17 protein-coding genes are annotated in these 20344 nt (G+C 44.9%); 8 read left to right on the top strand and 9 right to left on the bottom strand.

The genetic code is table 11. The features are described 5' to 3' along the window. Positions 1 to 12 precede the first annotated feature (12 nt). Positions 13 to 1692, bottom strand: coding sequence for a nitrite/sulfite reductase (locus LP107_RS04900; RefSeq protein WP_112742437.1), 1680 nt, complete (start codon positions 1690 to 1692; stop codon positions 13 to 15). 155 nt (positions 1693 to 1847) lie between these two features. Between LP107_RS04900 and LP107_RS04895 the strand changes: the two genes are divergently transcribed. The 3 genes from LP107_RS04895 to LP107_RS04885 all read left to right on the top strand — a co-directional run bounded on the left by LP107_RS04895 (position 1848) and on the right by LP107_RS04885 (position 2717). Further along, positions 1848 to 2033: a hypothetical protein gene (locus tag LP107_RS04895; RefSeq protein ID WP_112742438.1), complete on the top strand. Its 186-nt coding sequence runs from the start codon at positions 1848 to 1850 to the stop codon at positions 2031 to 2033. Between the two features lie 98 nt (positions 2034 to 2131). Then, entirely contained in the window at positions 2132 to 2368 is a 237-nt protein-coding gene (locus LP107_RS04890) for a hypothetical protein (protein ID WP_112742439.1), read from the top strand. Positions 2369 to 2504: 136 nt separating this feature from the next. Beyond that, positions 2505 to 2717 carry a hypothetical protein gene (locus tag LP107_RS04885; protein ID WP_112742440.1) on the top strand — a complete coding sequence of 71 codons (213 nt, stop codon included), beginning with the start codon at positions 2505 to 2507 and terminating at the stop codon, positions 2715 to 2717. A gap of 43 nt (positions 2718 to 2760) precedes the next feature. On the opposite strand, the gene brnQ is transcribed toward LP107_RS04885, so the two are convergent. Next, complete coding sequence (brnQ, locus tag LP107_RS04880; RefSeq protein ID WP_112742441.1) at positions 2761 to 4053, bottom strand: branched-chain amino acid transport system II carrier protein; 1293 nt, start codon at positions 4051 to 4053, stop codon at positions 2761 to 2763. 188 nt (positions 4054 to 4241) lie between these two features. Between brnQ and LP107_RS04875 the strand changes: the two genes are divergently transcribed. Further along, positions 4242 to 4946 carry a hypothetical protein gene (locus tag LP107_RS04875; protein ID WP_264675905.1) on the top strand — a complete coding sequence of 235 codons (705 nt, stop codon included), beginning with the start codon at positions 4242 to 4244 and terminating at the stop codon, positions 4944 to 4946. A 48-nt stretch (positions 4947 to 4994) separates the two neighbouring features. Here LP107_RS04875 and LP107_RS04870 read toward each other — a convergent pair whose 3' ends face one another. Further along, complete coding sequence (locus LP107_RS04870; RefSeq protein WP_112742442.1) at positions 4995 to 6656, bottom strand: mechanosensitive ion channel family protein; 1662 nt, start codon at positions 6654 to 6656, stop codon at positions 4995 to 4997. Positions 6657 to 7023: 367 nt separating this feature from the next. Between LP107_RS04870 and ahcY the strand changes: the two genes are divergently transcribed. Then, entirely contained in the window at positions 7024 to 8403 is a 1380-nt protein-coding gene (gene ahcY, locus LP107_RS04865; RefSeq protein ID WP_112742443.1) for an adenosylhomocysteinase, read from the top strand. 93 nt (positions 8404 to 8496) lie between these two features. Further along, entirely contained in the window at positions 8497 to 10182 is a 1686-nt protein-coding gene (gene msrAB, locus LP107_RS04860) for a bifunctional peptide-methionine (S)-S-oxide reductase MsrA/peptide-methionine (R)-S-oxide reductase MsrB (RefSeq protein WP_078273112.1), read from the top strand. A gap of 383 nt (positions 10183 to 10565) precedes the next feature. Here the strand turns inward: msrAB and LP107_RS04855 are convergent, their stop codons facing one another. Together LP107_RS04855 and ftsY are read right to left on the bottom strand one after the other, a co-directional pair. Then, complete coding sequence (locus LP107_RS04855; protein WP_112742445.1) at positions 10566 to 11093, bottom strand: methylated-DNA--[protein]-cysteine S-methyltransferase; 528 nt, start codon at positions 11091 to 11093, stop codon at positions 10566 to 10568. 321 nt (positions 11094 to 11414) lie between these two features. Continuing rightward, positions 11415 to 12353, bottom strand: a complete 939-nt coding sequence (gene ftsY / locus LP107_RS04850; RefSeq protein ID WP_112742446.1) for a signal recognition particle-docking protein FtsY — start codon at positions 12351 to 12353, stop codon at positions 11415 to 11417. A gap of 169 nt (positions 12354 to 12522) precedes the next feature. Here ftsY and LP107_RS04845 point away from each other — a divergent pair, with 169 nt between their 5' ends. Further along, positions 12523 to 13554, top strand: coding sequence for an ABC transporter substrate-binding protein (locus LP107_RS04845; RefSeq protein ID WP_112742447.1), 1032 nt, complete (start codon positions 12523 to 12525; stop codon positions 13552 to 13554). A 45-nt stretch (positions 13555 to 13599) separates the two neighbouring features. On the opposite strand, the gene LP107_RS04840 is transcribed toward LP107_RS04845, so the two are convergent. The 3 genes from LP107_RS04840 to LP107_RS04830 form a co-directional block, all read right to left on the bottom strand. Further along, on the bottom strand, positions 13600 to 15876 hold the full coding sequence (locus tag LP107_RS04840; RefSeq protein WP_112742448.1) for a primosomal protein N': 2277 nt from the start codon (positions 15874 to 15876) through the stop codon (positions 13600 to 13602). Positions 15877 to 16080: 204 nt separating this feature from the next. Continuing rightward, positions 16081 to 16461 carry a Rid family detoxifying hydrolase gene (locus LP107_RS04835; protein ID WP_078273117.1) on the bottom strand — a complete coding sequence of 127 codons (381 nt, stop codon included), beginning with the start codon at positions 16459 to 16461 and terminating at the stop codon, positions 16081 to 16083. A gap of 89 nt (positions 16462 to 16550) precedes the next feature. Continuing rightward, positions 16551 to 16736 carry a hypothetical protein gene (locus LP107_RS04830; protein ID WP_078273118.1) on the bottom strand — a complete coding sequence of 62 codons (186 nt, stop codon included), beginning with the start codon at positions 16734 to 16736 and terminating at the stop codon, positions 16551 to 16553. A 151-nt stretch (positions 16737 to 16887) separates the two neighbouring features. Between LP107_RS04830 and LP107_RS04825 the strand changes: the two genes are divergently transcribed. Then, positions 16888 to 17670: a M48 family metallopeptidase gene (locus LP107_RS04825; protein WP_078273119.1), complete on the top strand. Its 783-nt coding sequence runs from the start codon at positions 16888 to 16890 to the stop codon at positions 17668 to 17670. 75 nt (positions 17671 to 17745) lie between these two features. On the opposite strand, the gene LP107_RS04820 is transcribed toward LP107_RS04825, so the two are convergent. Beyond that, positions 17746 to 19944 (bottom strand): RelA/SpoT family protein, encoded by a 2199-nt coding sequence (locus LP107_RS04820; protein ID WP_112742449.1) that lies wholly within the window; start codon positions 19942 to 19944, stop codon positions 17746 to 17748. Between the last annotated feature and the right edge of the window lie 400 nt (positions 19945 to 20344).

Raw genomic sequence — 20344 nt, 5'->3', positions numbered from 1 at the left:
TTTTTATCCTTTTTAGCCATAAACCGCTTCTTTAAATGGGGCAATACCTGCTCGTTGCACATAATCGGCAAAGGTTTCTATATCGTCCGCCGTCTCTTGGCGATTGTTTTTATAGACATTGGCAATGGTCAAAATCGTATTCGCCACATCATCAGCCAATACCGCTCGCCCCAATATCTGCCCAAGACGAGCGTCCGCCCCAGAACTTCCACCCAAGCTAATCTGATACCAATGCTCGCCTTTTTTGTCCACACCCAAAATGCCAATATCGCCCACATGATGATGAGCACAGGCATTCATACAGCCTGACATATTTAGGCGAATTTGCCCCAAATCATATAAATAATCCAAATCATGAAAGGCATTTTCTATATGATGGGCGATATTGTGCGTGGTGGCATTGGCAAGCGAACAATAATCAAAACCCGGGCAAACAATCATATCAGTAAGCGTGCCAATATTGGCTCGTGCCAAATTAAGCTCTTTTAGGGCGTGATATAAGTCATATAGGTCGGTGATTTTAACATCGCCCAATACCAAATTTTGCTGATGCGTGGCACGAATCTCGCCTAAGGAATACTTATCCGCCAAATCAGCAAGTTTATTCATCTGCAAACTTGTCAAATCGCCAGCAGGAATATATTTGTCATTTATCACGCCTGCTTTTAATGATATAACAACCGCTTTATAACCGTTTATTTTGTGAATGACGGTATTATGCTCATACCAATTTTTAAAATCTTTATCGGAATTTAAATTTTTTCGTAAAATTTCATTTGCCGTTAATGGGTTAATATTTTCATAATCAGGCTCGCTAAAATAACTTTCTGCCTTTTTAAAATGCTCATCGGTCAATGTCAAATCTCCGTCTTTGGAATATTGCCATTCTGTATCCACTTTTTTGGCAAATTCATCTTTGCCCATACTCTCAACCAATATTTTAATACGGGCTTTGTATTTATTATCACGCCGTCCTTCTAAATTATACACCCTTAAAATAGCGTCCAAATAACTTAATAAATGACGGCGTGGCAAAAATTCATTAATGACTTTACCAATCATCGGTGTCCGCCCAAGTCCGCCCCCAACGATAACCTCAAAACCAATCTCGCCATTTTTTTGTACCACATGAAGTCCAATGTCATGCACCTGCGTGGCGGCACGGTCGGCGGTCGTGCCAATGACGGCAATTTTGAATTTGCGTGGCAAATAGGCGAACTCAGGGTGAAAGGTACTCCATTGGCGGATAATCTCGCAGTAGGGGCGTGGATCGGCAATCTCATCGCCATGAATGCCCGCATAGGGGTCGGTCGTGGTGTTGCGAATGCAGTTGCCCGATGTCTGAATGGCGTGCATTTGGTTGTCCGCCAGTAGCTGTAAGATGTCAGGGACTTCGGGCAATTTGACCCAGTTAAATTGAATGTTGGTGCGGGTGGTAAAATGCCCATAGCCCTTATCATAAGTGTCAGCAATACAGGCAAGCGTTCGCATCTGATAGCTTGCCAAAAGCCCATAGGGAATGGCGATACGAAGCATGGGGGCGTGGCGTTGGATATAAAGTCCGTTTTGTAGGCGAATGGGCAAAAACTCATCTTCAGGTAGCTCGCCTGCCAAATACCGCTCGGTTTGACGGCGGTACTGGGCGACACGTTCATTGACAAGGGCTTGGTCGGCATAGGAATATTGATACATGGCTGGTTCCGTTTGGCTGTTAATGGCGATATGGTAAGAAAAAGTCGTCAAAAAGGGTAATGCAAAAATGGCATATAGATAGGGGGAATTTGCATAGGGTGCATTAGCCCCAACAAAATGTTATAATTTGGCATATTTATTTAAAAGGACAGCCTATGATTACCCTAGACCTACCCCCACAAATACAGCATAGCATTCAAGCCTACGCCAATGAACAAGGCGTAAGCGTGCATGATTATATTGTACAAGCCATTCAAAATAGATTGGCAAGCGAACCGACAATGCTGTTTGATATTGATGTGATGAAAGAGCGATTAAAGGGACTTGAAAATAAAGAATAAGCGTTAAAAAATAGTGTGTCTGTGCCAACATGGGCGTTGGCAGATTTTGATAGTTTTGAAAAATGGGTAGCCGAAAGAGATGCGTTAAGGACTTCGGTATGAAAGTGCAATTATCTGATTGGCTAGAAGCAAATTTATCCAGTTTTGACAAATCCATTCAGCAAGCAATTTTTGCTTTTATGTTCCATATTAATACGCACGGCATACAAGGATTAAAAGGACGCAATAAATCATCAATACCACAAAATCCCCATACCAAAAAAAACGAGAATATGCCAAAATCGCCCAAAAATATTGTCTTTGGCATTATCATTTGGGCATACCGTATTATATAGAGCAAACCAATGGCGATTTGACCAGTGAATATATTTTGCATTATTGTTATTATGATGATGTCATTATTCTTGTGAATATTGGCACACACCCGCCATTTTATTTGCCAAGTTTAGATAAATTAAACGTTTAACTTTTATGAAAAAATTACTTCAATACAAAATTGTCCGCTTTTTCTTATTTGTCTTAATATGGATGGCATTAAGTCAGATTATCTCGCTTTTTAACAAACCTGCATTTAGACAGCCAAGCGACTATTTTAATATTTGTGCCACAACAACCATAAAAGACGACAAACTTTTACCACTTGTTATCCTAAAAGAGTATGAAGAAACGTGTTTGAGCGTCTAACTTTTAGGGTACGGTTCACATGGCAGGTTTGGGATTTTTTGACTTATTTTTTTATCACCTTATCAAAAATAAGTCCTGCAATCAGCCCGATAATGGCAAAAGGTAGCCACTCCATCGAATATTCTTTTAAAGGCAAATTCACGCCCGCCACCGATAGCACCGACACAACCGTTACCAAACCAAGGCTGACTCGCTTGGCAAAGACAGGTAAGGGTCTTATGATATTTAGCCCAAGTAAAATCATCGCCATCATGGTAATCGGATATAGCACAAGCAGGACAGGAATCGATTTACTAATCACCGCACTAAGACCCTGATTGGCAAGTACAAAGCCAATGAGCGTAAAGATGATGACGTAGGCTTTATAGGATAAATTTACTCCGCCAATTTTGGGAAACGTCTCATGAAAATATTCAGATGCCGACACGGTCAGCCCCACGGTGGTGGTCAGGCACGCCAAAGACGCAATCAGCCCAAGCACCACCCCGCCTGCCGAGCCAAAGCCAAGCACCGCCGATTTATTCAAAATAAACGTGCCAATGTTTTGCCCTTTGTCTGCCACTTGTGTTAGCTCATCTGCCGATAGGGACAAATGGTTGCCAATCCAGCCAAGCGACAGATAAATAAGTGCCAATGCAGACGTGGCAATGAGTCCTGCCTTGGTGGTCTCGGCAAACAGATTTGCCTCCTTACCCACTTTTTGGCTGATGGCGTTCATTACAATCACCGAAAACGCCACGGACGCAATCATGTCCATGGTGTTATACCCCTCCAAAAACCCCACAAAAAACGCCTCGCCCTGATAGCCGTCTGTGGCAGCACTGGCAGGATTACCGCCCAGTTTGGCAAAAGACATGACAATCAGAGATAGCACCGTAACAAGCAAAACAGGCGTTAGCACCGAGCCGATACGGTCGACAAGCTTACTTGGATTGATAGACAGCCACAGCGATATGGCATAATAAATCACGGTAAAAATGAGCAAGCTTACCCAATTTGGCGTATCCAAAAACGGCACAACCGCCATCTCATAAGCCACCGCCCCTGTGCGTGGAATGACAAAAAACGGAGCAATGGTCAAATAAATCGCCGACAGCAACGCTATCGAAAACCAAGGATGAATCTTGGCAAGGGCGGACTGATAACCGCCATCATATTTTGAGCCAATCATCAAGCCCACCAACGGCAAGCCCACGCCCGTCAAAATAAAACCCAAAATGGCAGAGATAAAAAATTGCCCGCTTTCAAAGCCCAATTTGGGCGGAAAAATCAAATTGCCCGAGCCAAAGAAAAAGGCAAAGAGCATAAAGCCGACTACAAGCGTATTCTTATTCATGATTTACTGATACATTTTATAAAAATGTGCATTGTAACAATATTTTTAAAAACCAAACGTTTTTTGCTCTATTGATAATAAATTTTCATGGGTTAATAAGAAATCATCACTCATAAATAATTTTTCTTTTTATTTTATAGTAATATTGTGGTATGATATGGTTGTATTTTGAAACATCAGGACAATATATGATAAACCTTTATCAAGTTTTAGGATTATCGGCACACGCCACGGATGTGCAAATCCGCCAAGCTCTAAATACCCATGCCCAAACCTTGGACCCCAAAGTCATCAAGGCAGTCAATGAATGGCTGCTAAACCCCACCGTCCGTCCAAACTACGATGCCAAACTACAAGCCCAAGAACCCCTCTTTTTTACCCCGCCACAGCCCATTCATCAAAACCAACCATCGCCCGAACCAAGCTTCAACCCTTATCAAAGCCCAAATTATCATTCTGCTGCAGATGAGTATTATACACCCTATTTATGGAACCCCAATAAAGCCACCTTTATTGCCCTAATTTTTGTACCTATTGCCATTTATATGCACGCTCTAAACTGGCAGGAATTGGGCGAATATGAATTGGCACAGCAAAGCAAGACTTTGGCATTTATTGTGCTTGCCATCATGTTTGGCTTAGTTATTTTTGAAATGACGACAGGCATTAGCCTGCCTAACGCCACGGGGCTTATCATCTTATTTGCTTGGTATTTTGGTCTTGGCAAAAAGCAGGTTGCCTATGTCAAAGATGAGCTAGGTGATGAGTATGAGCAAAAAACATGGCTAAAACCCATCTTAATCAGCATTGGTGCTTTTATTGGTTTTGTCGTAACGTCTATGACACTAGGATATATATTTGGCTTGTTGGGATTTTTACACCCTGATTTTTAGTATTATGGACCTCCAAATCAAAAAAAAGGGGGGGCTATACTCCCCTTTTTATGTTGCCAACTTATCAAACTCATCCTCTTTTTTAATCTTAATCTCTTGACTGGGCAAGGCGTGTTCTACGTCATATCGTGCCACCTCATTTAACACATCAATCAAAAGCTCGCTTTGTTTTTTCCAAAACACCGTAACATCGGACGCATCAAGATAGCACCGCATCTCAATGACAAAGGCATCTTGGCGTAGCTCGCTCAACCTTACCAGCGTCCACTCATTATTGACATAAACATGATTTTCCAAAAATAACTGCAAGTCATTGATAAGCCTGCCAATTTCATCGGGATTTGCCGTGCGTTTTAGGTACAAAAAATGATAAAAATAAAACATATCCCGAGCGTCATAATTCTCAATCTGCATGGCACTAAACTCGCCATTTGGCACGGTTACAATCGTCCGAGACAACGTGCGGATACGGCTTGAACGAATGCCAATGTCAATCACCGTCCCTTCCATCGTCCCAAATCGGCAATAATCGCCCACACGCACAGGTCTGTCCGCCACCACCATGACCGAGCCGATGAGATTTTCAATGGTTTTTTGAGCCCCGAACGCAAGGGCAAGACCTCCCACCCCCAAAGCGGCAATCCCTGTCGTCAAATCAAAGCCCAAATTGCCAAAAATGATGATAACCGCCAAAATGAGCATAAAGGCTTTGGCAACTTTACGAAACAGATTTAGGATGGAGACTTGTTCTAGGCGTTTGTGCTTACGACTGTTGTTCTCGGCGCGCACGAACACGGCATCAATCACCCGAAGCACCAGCCAAGCAGTTGCAAGCCACGCCACTACCTCAACACCCCGGGTCACTGCCGTGCGAAGCGTGACAGGCACCGCCATTTGTACCATCATCTCAGGGAGCATGGACGCCAAAATCACCACCGCCAAAGGCAACAAGGCTTTGGACGGTATGCCAAACGGCTTGCCACGCACCTTAGGGTATAAAAAGGCAAACACGCCCCACCCTGCCCACAGACCACCCCACAAAAGCGATAAGCCAATGGCAATCAAGATGATGAGCGACACCACGTCCGAGATTTTATGCCCCAACAGCTGTCTGTCACCAAAAAAATCCAGCCCAAAGGCATCGGCAAGCGTGGTGCGATTTTCAGTCAAATCTTTGGGCAGATTATCCAGCGTTTCTTTGTAAATTTGCCAATAAACCACGTTGTCTTTGTCGGTTTTTCTGATAAGTAGCAGGTCTATTTTGTCATCATCAATATCAATCGTACCGACTTTTTCTAGGTTGCTTGGCAATCTGTCCGCCAAATCGCCTTCGCTTTTGTCGCTGATTGACAAATCAGGTAGTAGCCGTCCGCCTTTATCAAGGGCGAGTTTTAGGTCGTGGATAACTGCATCATTCGTTTTTTGCTTTTTTAAAAAGTCAGAATCCAAATACTTTGCTGTCAGCTCCATGTCCTTATCCGACAAGGCTTTGACAAAGTTTTGCATGGTGCTTCGTGGCGTGTCTCGCCCAAAGCTGTCTTGGGGCACGGGCATCTCGCTCTTTGGGGCGGTGTCGGTCAAGGCGGTATTGGCAAAGCCTGCCACAGGCATGGCAAGGGACAACACCGCTAGGACGATGACAAGGCAGGACTTGATAAAGGGTTTGATAAAAATTATCGGACGAAATACAGATGTTGGCACGGTAGGCATGATGAATGTGGTTTTTTTGAAAATTGGTTATTTTATCATGTAATATTATCCGCTTGGTCTAAATTTTGTTATTTTGAAATTTATTCTTGTTTTGGTATAATAAGCACACCAAGAGATGTTGCAACTTTTTTAAGTCAGGCTTGGTTTAATTATACTTGTTTAACTTCAAAATACACCACCGTAGGGGCGTGCTGTGCACGCCCTGATGATACATTGATGCTTATAGGCGTGTGCAACACACCCCTACTAAAGGCATTTTTTAATGTAAAATTGGTGCAGATTGGAGTTAATTTGCCATATTTGTATAATTATAAAACAACGACATCTGCGTTATTTTCTCATTTTTCATCATATAGGAGTGGACGCAGTGTCTACAGTTACCGCCCAAGAATTTAAAGACTACAAAGTCGCCGATATTAGCCTTGCTGAGTTTGGTCGCAAAGAGATTAAACTTGCCGAAACCGAAATGCCTGCTCTTATGGGCATTCGCAAACGCTACGCTAGCCAAAAGCCCCTAGCAGGGGCGAAGATTGTGGGCTGTATCCACATGACCATTCAAACGGCTGTCTTGATTGAAACGCTTGTGGCATTAGGGGCGGAGGTTCGCTGGACTTCGTGCAACATTTTTAGCACCCAAGACCACGCCGCCGCCGCCATTGCCGCTGCTGGCATTCCTGTCTTTGCATGGAAAGGCGAGACCGAAGAAGAGTACGAATGGTGCCTGGAACAGCAAATCCACAAAGAAGGCAAACTGTGGGATGCTAACCTTATCCTAGATGACGGTGGCGACTTGACCGCACTCATTCACAACAAATACCCCCAAATGCTAGATAGTATTCACGGCATTTCCGAAGAAACCACAACAGGCGTACACCGTTTGATTGAAATGCTTGGCAAAGGAGAGCTTAAAGTCCCTGCAATTAACGTCAATGATGCTGTCACCAAATCCAAAAACGACAACAAATACGGCTGTCGCCATTCACTCAATGACGCCATCAAGCGTGGTACGGATATGTTGTTGTCTGGTCGCCGTGCGTTGGTGATTGGTTATGGCGACGTGGGCAAAGGCTCTGCCCAAAGCCTACGCCAAGAAGGCATGATTGTGCGTGTCAGCGAGATTGACCCTATTTGTGCCATGCAAGCGTGTATGGACGGCTATGAGCTTGTTTCTCCATTTGTGGGTGGTGAGCAAAATCAAGGAGTTAATACTACACTACTCCAAGATACCGACCTTGTCGTTACCACCACAGGCAACTATCACGTGTGTAACGCCGAGATGTTAAAGGCTCTAAAATCCACCGCTGTGGTGTGTAACATTGGGCATTTTGATACCGAGATTGACACCGACTTTATGCGTAAAAACTGGAAATGGGTGGAAGTCAAGCCACAAGTTCATCAAGTCTATCGCTCAAATGATGAGTCGGATTATCTTATCGTGCTATCCGAAGGTCGCCTTGTCAACCTAGGCAACGCCACAGGACACCCGTCTCGTATCATGGACGGCTCATTTGCCAACCAAGTGCTTGCCCAAATTCATCTATATCAAGAAAAATTTGCCGACTTGCCAAGTGCTGACAAGCAAGGCAAGGTCTATGTCAAAGTATTGCCCAAAAAGCTGGACGAAGAAGTCGCCGCCGCCATGGTCGCAGGCTTTAATGGGGTCATCACCAAGCTCACCCAAGAGCAAGCGGATTATCTGGGCGTCAATGTGGAAGGTCCTTTTAAGGCGGATGAGTATAAATACTAAACGTAACATAGGCATGGTGTCGCACGTGCATCATTGATAAAAACAGCTGGCGACACCATTTAGATAATAGATTACAACAGGGGTAAATTAAGCATGTTTTCCAAACGATTCATCAAAAATATTGGCATTTTTGGACTTAGTGCCACCACAAGCATCTTTACGCTCATCGCTTGTGGCAAAGGCATCGGTGACCATCATGGCAACCAAACCGAACTACACCAAAGCAGCGATGTATTACCCAATGAACTGTTATTGCAACTGCACAACTTACCTCAGATAACCTCAGGATTGGGCGATACAGGCAAAGATGTCATCAACCCAAATAAACCCACATTGGTAAAATTCTGGGCAAGTTGGTGCCCTCTGTGCCTAGGCACACTACAAGAAACACAAGACTGGCACAACGACCCCAAATTTTCAGACTTTAATATTGTTACTGTTGTCAGCCCAAATCACCTTGGAGAGAAACCCACTCAGGCCTTTAAAGATTGGTATCAAGTATTGCAAGCAGACTATCCCACCTTACCTGTACTAATTGACACAGAAGCAAAAATCATCACTCAGCTGGGCGTACAAGCCTATCCAAGTTGGGCAATATTAGACAAACACGGTAAACTTGTGTATCTTAACAGGGGAAATCTAAGCCAAGAACAAATGAACTATTTGGCAGATAATCCTAATACTCTAGAAGCCTTAAAAACACAAAACAGCACCATGACCCGACCCAGCCAAAACACTAACTATTACAACAGTAATGGCAATACGGCTAACGTGAGCACCATCTATTTGGCAGGGGGCTGTTTTTGGGGTGTTGAGGCTTATATGGAACGCATTGACGGCGTTTTGGATGCGGTAAGTGGCTATGCCAATGGCAGTCCAAATCTACCAAATCCAAGCTATGAGGAGGTCATCAGAGGTTCAGGTCATGCCGAGACCGTCAAGGTAACATATGATGCTGACAAAGTGGATTTAGATACATTATTACAGTACTATTTTCGCATTATTGACCCCACCAGCATCAACAAGCAAGGCAATGACCGTGGCATACAGTACCGCACGGGCATTTATTACGTCAATACACAAGATAAAGCGGTCATTGATAAAGCACTAAACGCCTTACAAGATAAGTACCAACAAAAAATTGCCGTTGAAAACCTGCCGTTATCCAATTTTAGCATGGCAGAAAACTACCATCAAGATTATCTTACCAAAAACCCTGACGGTTATTGTCATGTTGATTTAAGTCTTGCCAATAAAAAAATCACCAAAAACAGCCCCAATACTTTGGCTGAGGCAAAGACCGTTGATGAAGCATTAGACCCAACACGCTATCAAAATTTTGATAAAGACAATTTAAAACAAACCCTAACCGATGCCCAATATCGCATCACGCAACAAGCAAAAACAGAATGGGCATTTAGTCATGACTATGACCAATTATTTGATGACGGCTTGTATGTAGATGTTGTTAGTGGTGAACCTTTATTTTCATCTACCGACAAATACAATTCTCGCTGTGGTTGGCCAAGCTTTACAAAACCCATCACCCCAGAGGTCATCACCGAACACAAAGACGACAGTTATAATATGATTCGCACAGAAGTGCGTTCAAGAGTGGCGGATTCACATTTGGGACATGTATTTACTGATGGGCCGCAAGACAGAGGGGGTTTGCGTTATTGTATCAATGGCAATGCACTAAAATTCATACCAAAAGCACAGATGCAAAAAGAGGGTTATGGAGCTTTATTGCCACTTATTTTACCTGCCAGACCGTAAATTTTGTATAAAGATTGTAGAGCTAGGTTATATTTTGCCTATGACATTGTTGGTATTTAAAATGGATATAACCCACCCTACATTTTCCGATTCAAATATTAGGGCGTGCCTGCCTTTTGTATTTGCAATGAAAATCACGAAAAATCGCACGTTTTTCAAGAAAAAAACGTAGGCTGATAGTCGTTCTATCAAACGAGCTTTTGACTTCGAGCCACAATCCGACCACTTAACTGGGTAAATTTTAAGAGTTTTAACTTGATTTTTTAAATTAAGTGGTCGGATAGCCATTTTTCATGCAAAAATGATTAGTCTATTTCTAAAATATTTCTATATTGTAAATAGTGTTATAAAAGGCAGACACGCCCTATAAAGTTTTTGGGTTTTTATATCAAATTCTTACTCTCCAAATCAAGCAATATTCGCTTAATTGACACTCCACCCGTATACCCACCCAGCGTACCGTCCGACGCTATCACACGATGACATGGCACGATGAGCGAGATTAAGTTTTTGCCATTGGCGTTGGCACACGCTCGATGTGCGGTAGGTTTATTTATCATACTTGCCAGCTCTTTATAACTTATCGTGTGTCCATAAGGGATTTTACAAAGCGTTTGCCAAACTTTTATTTGAAAATCGGTGCCATGCGATAAATCAAGCGGTAATTCAAATACCGTGCGTTCGCCTTTAAAATATTCATCTAATTGAGCAGTGGTTTGCAAGGCAATCGATTGGTTTTTATCAATATCTTTTAACTCCGCCTGTTTTATAAAAACCGCATGCTGATTTAATTTATCAAAGATTTGGGCGGTTTTGTCGTTATACCAATCTAACGCCAATAACCTGCCGTCTTTGACCGTCAAAGTTATCATCGGTAAATCTATGGGCGGATAATAATGCGTGGTTATCATAAGTTTCTTTTAATTTATCCTATATAGGGCGTGCCTGTCATTGATAACATTTTATTAGAATTTGATAGAAACTTGATGATTTAATCAATTTTTGCATGAAAAATGGCTATCCGACCACTTAATTTAAAAAATCAAGTTAAAACTCTTAAAATTTACCCAGTTAAGTGGTCGGATTGTGGCTCGAAGTCAAAAGCTCGTTTGATAGAACGACTATCAGCCTACGTTTTTTTCCTTGAAAAACGTGCGATTTTTCGTGATTTTCATTGCAAATACCAATATTCAACACGCCCCAATAAAAGGTGAAATGCATTCGCCTTTTTGTCATTTTTCTTCGCTGATGAGTGCATCTACAAACTCTTTGGGGTGAAAGGGCTGTAAATCATCAATCTGCTCGCCCACGCCGATAAAGCGAATGGGGACATCGGTCGTCTGGGCGACATTAAAGACCACACCGCCTTTTGCCGTGCCGTCCAGTTTGGTAATGGTAACGCCTGATAATGGGGCGACTTCTCTAAATAGATTGACCTGACTAATGGCATTTTGACCCGTACCAGCATCTAGTACAATCATGCACTCATGTGGGGCGGTCTCATCTGCTTTTTTCATGACACGAATGACTTTTTCAAGCTCGTTCATGAGATACGTTTTGTTTTGTAGTCGCCCTGCGGTATCGGCAATGAGCACGTCAATGCCCTTTGCTTTCGCTGACTGCATGGCATCAAAAATCACCGACGCACTGTCCGAACCCTGCCCTTGTGCCACCACAGGAATGTCGTTACGCTCGCCCCACACTTGAAGCTGTTCAGTCGCTGCCGCCCGAAACGTGTCGCCTGCTGCGAGCATGACCGATTTGCCTTCACTCTGTAAGCGTTTGGCAAGTTTGCCAATGGTCGTGGTCTTACCCACGCCATTAACGCCAACCATGAGAATCACAAACGGTTTTTTGGTCGAGTCGATGATAAGCGGGGCAACTTTGGGTTCTAAAATGTCCACCAACTCCTTTTTTAGGGCTTTATATAACGAATGCGAATAAATCAAATCGCCCCGTGCCGTCTGCTCGGTTAGGCTCGTGATAATCCGATTGGTCGCATCCACGCCAATGTCCGCCACCAGAAGCTGATCTTCGACTTCTTCTAACAACTCATCATCAATCTCTTTGCCACCGACTAGGACATTCATCAGACCTTCTGATAAATTCTTACTGGATTTGGATAATCCTGCTTTCATGCGGGCAAAAAATCCGCTTTTATTCTCGCTCATGTCTGTTTGCTCATCTTATTAAATTTGCGATTAATAATAGCATATTTTTGGGTATAATTAAATTTAGCGATGACAAAATGACAATATTTTTACAAAAAACCGCTGTTTTTTTGGGGCAAATGTGTTAAATTATCCAAATTTTTAGTATACTTATCTATTAAGGATTTTTATGAAAACGTACGCCTTATCCGCCTTAACGCTTGCCATCGCCCTACTGACTGGCTGTGGTAATGACAAACCTACTGCCACGCCTGCCGAAGAGACCACCCAAGACACCACCACCCAAAAAGCCCCCAAAACCATTGCCATTGGTGCCATTGTGGAACACCCATCGCTTGACGACATCAGAAAAGGGGTGATTTATGGCTTGGGACAACATGGCTACCAAGAAGGACAAAATCTGACGGTAAATTTCCAATCAGCACAGGGTAACATGGCGACCATGGGGCAAATCTCCAAGCAGTTCGCCGCCGACACTCCTGATGCCATCATTGCCATCACCACTCCCACCGCCCAGAGTCTGGCGGCAGCAACCCAGAGTATTCCCCTGATTTACACCGCTGTCTCCGACCCTGTGGCGGCTAAACTTATCGATAATAACAACCAAGCCCTACAAGCGAACATCACCGGACTGTCTAGCCAGCTACCGCTTGAACCACAGCTTGATTTATTTACCCAAATCAAGCCTGGTGCCAAGCGTATCGGCTTTGTATATAGCCCCGGTGAGGCAAACTCTGTAGCCATCAAAGAACAGCTTGCCATCGAACTTCCCAAGCGTGGGATGACCCTTGTGGACGTGCCTGCCAACCGCTCGGCCGATGTCGCTGCCGCCACTCGTGCTTTGGATGGACGCGCCGATTTGATTTATACATCACTTGACAATGGCGTGGCATCGGCAATGGAGGCGATGGTTGGGGTTGCCAATGAGTTAAAAATCCCTGTCATTGCATCCGATGAGTTTAGCGTTAGACGTGGGGCGAGTGCAGGACTTGGGGTCAATGATTTTGATTTTGGGGTAACCACCGCCAAACTGGTCGCCCAGACCCTAGACGGCACTAAGCCTACCGACATCGCCCCTGAGGTCATGAACAAACTCACGCTCTACGTCAGCCCCAAACACGCCCAAAATCAAGGCGTAACCATCAGCAATGAACTCATAAAAGACGCCATTGATGTGGATAGCGTGCCACGTAAAGAATAAAGTTCATGCCACAAAAGGATATTGCAAACATCTTTTTTTGACCATCTACCATCCCACAGGGTCAATGTCTATCGCCATCTTGACCCCCCGAGAGCTGGGCAGGGCAAGCACGTCCTGCCACCACCATGCCAACACGTCATGTAACACTTTGCGTTCTTTGGCAAGGATGAGCATCTGCACATGAAAGCGGTTGTTTTTCTTGACCATCGGGGCATCAATGGGGGCAAGCACGGCAAAGGGATGAGCTTGGGGCAGATGGTTTTTTGCTCCGATGATGGCATTTTTGGCGACATCAAGCCGATGAGCATCCGCCCGCACCAGCACCGCATGACTATACGGAGGCAGTCCCAATCCATACCGTTCTGCCAATAAGTCATGGGCGAATTTATCATAACCGTAGCGTATCAAATCAAGCAGTAATGGATTATCAGGGTTTAGGGTCTGTATCAGCACCTCCCCTGCTCGTCCTGCACGCCCTGCTCGTCCTGCCACCTGCATAATCATCTGGGCGGTGTGCTCAGGCGAACGAAAATCAGGCGACAAAAATCCGCTGTCAGCATTGACAATCACCACTAGCGTGACATTAGGAAAATGATGACCTTTTGCCAGCATTTGTGTGCCTAACAATATCATTGGCTCGCCCGTACTAACACGTTCATACAGTCTATCCCATCCCCCCTTGCCACGCACCGTATCACGGTCTATCTGCACGATGGGATAAGGGGTCTGGACGGTTTGGGGATTGGCAAAAATGCTGTGCAACCTTTCGTACAACTGCCCTGTCCCCTGCCCCAAATGTACAAGATTTGGGCTATGACAGCTCGGACAAACCTTGGGCGTCACCACCTGATAGCCACAATGATGGCATTTTAGATAATCATACAGATACTGCTCATTGGCATAGCGTGCTTTTTTGAAGGGGTTTTTGTGCAAGGTCAGATGACTGCTACACCGCATGCAGTCCGCTTGCCAGCCACACGCCCCACATAAGAGAATCAGGGCATAGCCACGGCGATTTAGAAACATCAACACCTGCTCGCCCCGCCCTAAGGTCTCACGCACCGCCTGCACTGTCTGATGAGCCAGTTCGGTATCACGGCTCTCGCCTGTCATGTCCGTCTGCCATTGTGTTCCCACTCTCATGTCCACAAGGCGAAACGTGGGCGGTATCGCACCCCCTGCCCGTTTGGTGAGTTTGCATTCATGCAGTTTGCCATCACGGACAAGTTTAATTTGTTCAAGGCTGGGCGTTGCCGTGCCTAGCACCACAGGGATTTGTTTTAACACCCCCACATACAACGCCACATCACAGGCGTGATATCGCAAATGGTCTTGCTGTTTAAAGCTCGTATCGTGAGCTTCATCAATAATAATCAGTCCCAAATTGGCAAAGGGGTAAAACAGTGCCGAACGTGTGGCGATGATGATTTGGGCTTGCCCCTGCCGACACGCCTGCCATCCCGACAGCCGTTCTTTGTCGTTTAATGATGAATGTAACACCACGACATTCGCCCCAAAGCGTGCCGAGAAACGCTCCCGACTCTGTGGGGTCAGTCCTATCTCAGGCACCATAATCAGCACCTGCCGACCCTGTGCCAGCACCTGCTCCATCGCTTGTAGGTACACTTCGGTCTTACCCGAGCCTGTTACGCCATTGAGCAATACACCTTGATAACGCCCGTCATGTATGATTTGGCTTATCTGCGTCAGTGCCAAGCGTTGTTCGTCATTTAGGGTCAGTGGCTCTTGCACCACTTGGGCAGGCAGGGGCGGTGTGTTTGGGGCAGTGTGACATTCTATCAGCTCTTTTTGGACAAATAGTGTCAAATTTCGCTCTGTTACCCCAAGCATCCGCAAGGTGTGTTTGGTGGCGTTCGGGTTATCACGGATAACGACAAAATCAGCGTGCTGTTTTTTGGCAGTTTTACTCAGCACGCCTTTAACAAACCCATCATCAGCGTGAGCGACCGCCCGATATCGCCATACCTCATCACTGACATCCGCCCCTGCCTTGATGAGCGTGGGTAACATTACCGCCATCGTGTCGCCCAGCGGATAATGATAATAAGACGACAGCCATCGGGCAAGTTTAAAAAAATATTCATCAAAAATCGGCTCATCATCTATCACATAAATGAGTGATTTTAATTTATCCTGTGGCACATCACTGTCATCGGGGTGGACATGCCCTGCCACGATGCCGATAAACTCTTGGCGACCGAACGGCACTTTGACACGCACGCCTATCGGTGGCAACACGTCCGCCACACGATAATCAAACAGGCGATAAAGCGGTACAGGCAAGGCGACTTGGATTAGCATGGTGTGGTCTTTAACATAAAAATAAGGGCGGTATTCGCCCTTACATTGACATTTATTAAAAATTTAGGCTCTGGTTCAAAAAGTATGCTACAAGGAAAACCGTTCGTGGTGAGCTTGGGAAACCTAACGGTTTTCCTACCCGCAGGCAGGCTCAGGGTGAACGGAAAATCTAGTTCAGCATACTTTTTAGACCAATACCAAAATTTATTCGATATATAAAATCGCTTCAATCTCCACCAACGCCCCTTTTGGTAAGGCAGAGACTTCTAGGGCGGCACGGGCAGGATAAGGAGCGGTGAGACGAGATTCAAAGATTTGATTTAATTCATTAAAATCATTCAAATCATCTAATGATACGTTAAACTTTACCACATCCGCCAAACTACCGCCTGCTACTTTGGCAATGGCTTCAATATTATCAAACACTTGCTCAGCTTGGGCGGTAAACCCATCACGCAAGGTCATGCTTACAGGGTCAAGCCCGATTTGACCTGAGACATAGACGGTATTACCCACCTTGACAGCTTGTGAGTACGTTCCCACTGCTTTTGGGGCGTTGTCAGCATGAATGATTTGTTTTGGCATGGTTATTCCTAAGATATTTCTATGTTTAAATGCTGTTTAAATACCATTTATCTTAAATGGTGTTCATTTGTCTGTAATTTACCCGCTTATTACTTGCTCGTCTTGTTAGCTTGCCAACGAGCCATAATTTTATCCCACAGACTCATGGCAGGCTCGCCCGTATAGACGATGTTACCTGCGACATTATCGGATGTCTTTGGCAAAAGATTGGGTTCGGTTTTGCCCAAAAAATGCACCACGTCAGATTTAGAATTTAGGTCAATTTGACAACACATGGCTTACTCCTTAAGAAATGGTAAGATTATATTAAACAAATTACCATGAATATTCAAGTATTTTTTATTGTTAAAGCACCCGTTCACCATGTTGTTTTTAAACTTTGAAAATGCTATGATGGTTTTATGTTTTACCCAATCAGGACTTTTTATGAAAAAATTAAGCATCGCCCTACTTAGTACCACCTTGACTTTATCGGGTTGCACCACCGTTGCTGACATGGCAGGCATGGACACCAAAACCCTAAACGCCCAAGCAGGCTCCCACTATCAACAAATGCTCAGCAAAGCCAAGATTGATACCACATCAAACACCGCCAAGACCGTTCAACGTGCCTTTAACCGTCTAAGACCACATGCCGACTCCCTAAATAACACAGGCATACGTTTTGACTGGCAAATGACCGTGGTTAGGGATAAAACCGAGAATGCTTGGGCGATGCCAGGGGGCAAGATGGCATTTTACACAGGACTGGCTGAGAATTATAACTTGACCGAGAGCGAGATTGCCGCCATTGTCGGACACGAGATGGCTCATGCTTTGCTAGAACACAGTAAAAAACAAATGGGAGCAAACGTCCTGTCTAGCCTAGCGGTACAGCTTGGTGCCGCCGCTGTCCAAGCCAATACAGGTTATAATGCCGACATGGTCAATCTCGGGGCAAGTGTGTTACACGAATACGGACTTGATAAACCCCACTCTCGCCATCACGAATACGAAGCGGACGCACTCGGCATGCGACTGATGGCGATGGCAGGTTACAACCCTGCTGATGCCATCAACGTTTGGAAAAAGATGAACGCCAAAAAAGGCGGTGGTAGCAAGGCAGGTAGCATTTTCTCTACCCACCCCAATAACGACAGTCGTATTCAAGCGATGGAAAAGCTCCTTCCTGAGAACCGTGCCATCTATGAGCGTGCCATCAAACGTTAATCTAAATTATCATGGCATGGTTGAAAACAAACCCTGCATATTGGCAGGGTTTGTTTTGTGCAAAAGCACAGAGCATTAAGTCGGCATCTGATACAGTCGCATGATACTAGGATAGCCCAGCACTTGGCGTAGCTTCATGATACCTTCTTCTAAATGAGCTCGGGAACGCACCACCACCTGTATAAAGGTCGCCCCGACCCCACCGCCTGATTTCTCATCTGCCTTGACAGACGTCTGCTCAATACCAATGTTCAAATCACGCAGCTCATAAATCGCCTGACTCATCTGCTCTTCATTTAGCATGGCGTGGATTTTGAGTGTGGCAGGAAAATGCAGCTGTCCAATCGAGTTGGCATGGTCAAGCTTGATATCCGACTTCCAGTTGAGCTGTATGACCTGATAAGGATTCTCAGCACGGATGTTTTCTAGTGAATAGCATTTATGACGATGGACGGTCAGCCCTTGACGTGCCGACAAATGTCCGACAATGTTATCGCCATACATGGGATTACAACATTTGGCAAAGGTAATCTCCAAACCCTTAATGCCTGCTAATAAATGCTTGGTTTGGGTAATCTCCGCCCCGTCTGCCACATCCACTTCTTCGCTAAACAGACGAGAGACGACCAACTGTGGCAGTAGTGTGCCTGTGGCGATTTGTAGGAAAATCTCGGTTTGGCTTGACACGCCACGCCATGCCAAAATATCCGCCCAATCCTGCTCGGATAAGTCATCTAGTGTTTTATCATAAGGCTTTAAGGCACGCATCAAGGCTTCTTTGCCATAATGCTCTTTTTGGTCATGGGGCAGATGTTTTAGGAATTTTAAAATCTCATTGCGGGCTTTGTTGGTCGCCACAAAGCCAAGCCAATCTGCCTTGGGCGTGGCATTTTTATCAATATCAATGCTCACGGTGTCACCATCTGCTAGCATCAACCCAAGCTTACCATGCTCGCCATTGATGTCCGCCCCTGTGGCGATGTTACCCACGGCAGGCCCGACCGCATAGGCAAAATCGAGTGCCGTCGCCCCACGGGGTAGCTCATAGGCACGCCCTTGGGGGCTATAACAGACGATTTTACGCTCATGCAGATAGCTCATAAGCTCATTGATGACTTTAAGCGACGTCTCCGCATCTTCGCCTTCGACCGCCGCCAAATCCTTCATATTACGCAAACTTGCCTGTATCACCGACTGACTGATGTCATTTTTGCTATTGCCAAGCACGCCCAAGCGAGACGCTTCTTTCATGCGTGCGGTCATGAGCGTGACTTTGATGAAGTTATAATCTTTTTGATAAATCAGCGACAGCGACTGATTGCCCCCTGCTAGGGGTTTACGGATATTGTCCTGAATGTTACGGTCAGCGATTTCAAACTTTTGAATGAGATGATACGCCAGTTTGTCGCACGCCCCGATGTCTTCTAGCACCACCTCAAAATCATATTGGCGAATCAAGCGATTGGCTTGCCCACGGTTTTTAAAGAACTGCCGATACATGCTTGTGCGGTTGTCCAGCACCTGCACATGTCCTTTTAGATTTAGATGTCCCAGCAGGTTTTGTAGGTAAGTGCTAATCTCAATCTTTTGAAAATTACGCCCCAAACCATGTTGTAACAGCTTGTCATTAAATTTGTTGTACATGGCAGGGTTAAGGTTGCGATAACACAAAAGCTCGATGTAGTCAGCGATGTCGTTTAGCCCCATAATGCGCGCGAACGGCACATAAAAATCCAACGTCTCACGAGCGGTTGATTTTTGTTTTTCTTCTCGTACCGCATCCATGGTACTCATGTTATGCAAGCGGTCAGACAGCTTGATGATGAGTACACGGGGGTCTATGAGCGTGGCATTTAAAATCTTATGAAAAGTCGCTGCCTGCGATTGCTGTTTGCTCATGTTGCCCGATTTTAGCTTAGTTACGCCATCCACCAGCCGTGCCACCGTCTCGCCAAACTCACTTGCCACCAGCTCATCGGTGACTTCGGTGTCTTCTACCGTGTCATGCAAAATCGCAGCAATGATAGAATCTTTATCAAGTGAGAACCCCGCCAAAATCTCCGCCACCGCAATGGGGTGCGTGATGTACGGCTCGCCCGATTTGCGTTTGTCCTTGATGTGTGCCATGTCGCCAAAATGGCACGCCCGTAGCACATCCGCCCGCTCTTTGGCATCTAAGTAGCTGACCGCATTCATCAGGCTGTCTTTGGCTTCATCCACCAAAGGATGACTAAAACGTGTAGGGATATTATCGGCGTGGTAGTTGGCTAACATGATTGGTTTGGCTCGGTAGTGTGTTGGTTGGTTGTTTAATTAGGGCGTGCCCACTCTTTATAACACTATTTACAATTTTAAAATTTTTAGCAATAAATCAATCGTTTTTGCATGAAAAATGGCTAAATCTTGTGGCTCGAAGTCAAAAACTTGTCTGATAGAAGACTCACAGCCTTAAGTTTTTTCTTTGAAAAACGTGTGATTTTTCGTGATTTTCATTGCAAATACAAAAGGCAGGCACGCCCTAACAAAAAGCTCTTGAAGTGGGGCATGATTTTATCTAAAAAAATCCCCAATCCGAACTTTATAATTAATCAGTTTTTCGTTAAATTGTCAAGGGAAAATTATCCGTTTTTATGGAGTTATTTTTATGATAAAATCAGAAAGTTTAATGAATGAC

This window comes from Moraxella bovis, from assembly GCF_025985205.1.
GTDB lineage: Bacteria > Pseudomonadota > Gammaproteobacteria > Pseudomonadales > Moraxellaceae > Moraxella > Moraxella bovis.
The sequence above is the reverse complement of the archived record's forward strand: the minus strand, read 5'-3'. Positions and strand labels throughout refer to the sequence as shown.

Bases quoted from the DNA above. Each gene is read 5' to 3' on its own strand.
- LP107_RS04900 (WP_112742437.1), bottom strand. From the start codon at position 1,692: ATGTATCAATATTCCTATGCCGACCAAGCCCTTGTCAATGAACGTGTC.
- LP107_RS04895 (WP_112742438.1), top strand. From the start codon at position 1,848: ATGATTACCCTAGACCTACCCCCACAAATACAGCATAGCATTCAAGCC.
- LP107_RS04890 (WP_112742439.1), top strand. From the start codon at position 2,132: ATGAAAGTGCAATTATCTGATTGGCTAGAAGCAAATTTATCCAGTTTT.
- LP107_RS04885 (WP_112742440.1), top strand. From the start codon at position 2,505: ATGAAAAAATTACTTCAATACAAAATTGTCCGCTTTTTCTTATTTGTC.
- brnQ (WP_112742441.1), bottom strand. From the start codon at position 4,053: ATGAATAAGAATACGCTTGTAGTCGGCTTTATGCTCTTTGCCTTTTTC.
- LP107_RS04875 (WP_264675905.1), top strand. From the start codon at position 4,242: ATGATAAACCTTTATCAAGTTTTAGGATTATCGGCACACGCCACGGAT.
- LP107_RS04870 (WP_112742442.1), bottom strand. From the start codon at position 6,656: ATGCCTACCGTGCCAACATCTGTATTTCGTCCGATAATTTTTATCAAA.
- msrAB (WP_078273112.1), top strand. From the start codon at position 8,497: ATGTTTTCCAAACGATTCATCAAAAATATTGGCATTTTTGGACTTAGT.
- LP107_RS04855 (WP_112742445.1), bottom strand. From the start codon at position 11,093: ATGATAACCACGCATTATTATCCGCCCATAGATTTACCGATGATAACT.
- ftsY (WP_112742446.1), bottom strand. From the start codon at position 12,353: ATGAGCGAGAATAAAAGCGGATTTTTTGCCCGCATGAAAGCAGGATTA.
- LP107_RS04845 (WP_112742447.1), top strand. From the start codon at position 12,523: ATGAAAACGTACGCCTTATCCGCCTTAACGCTTGCCATCGCCCTACTG.
- LP107_RS04840 (WP_112742448.1), bottom strand. From the start codon at position 15,876: ATGCTAATCCAAGTCGCCTTGCCTGTACCGCTTTATCGCCTGTTTGAT.
- LP107_RS04835 (WP_078273117.1), bottom strand. From the start codon at position 16,461: ATGCCAAAACAAATCATTCATGCTGACAACGCCCCAAAAGCAGTGGGA.
- LP107_RS04830 (WP_078273118.1), bottom strand. From the start codon at position 16,736: ATGTGTTGTCAAATTGACCTAAATTCTAAATCTGACGTGGTGCATTTT.
- LP107_RS04825 (WP_078273119.1), top strand. From the start codon at position 16,888: ATGAAAAAATTAAGCATCGCCCTACTTAGTACCACCTTGACTTTATCG.
- LP107_RS04820 (WP_112742449.1), bottom strand. From the start codon at position 19,944: ATGTTAGCCAACTACCACGCCGATAATATCCCTACACGTTTTAGTCAT.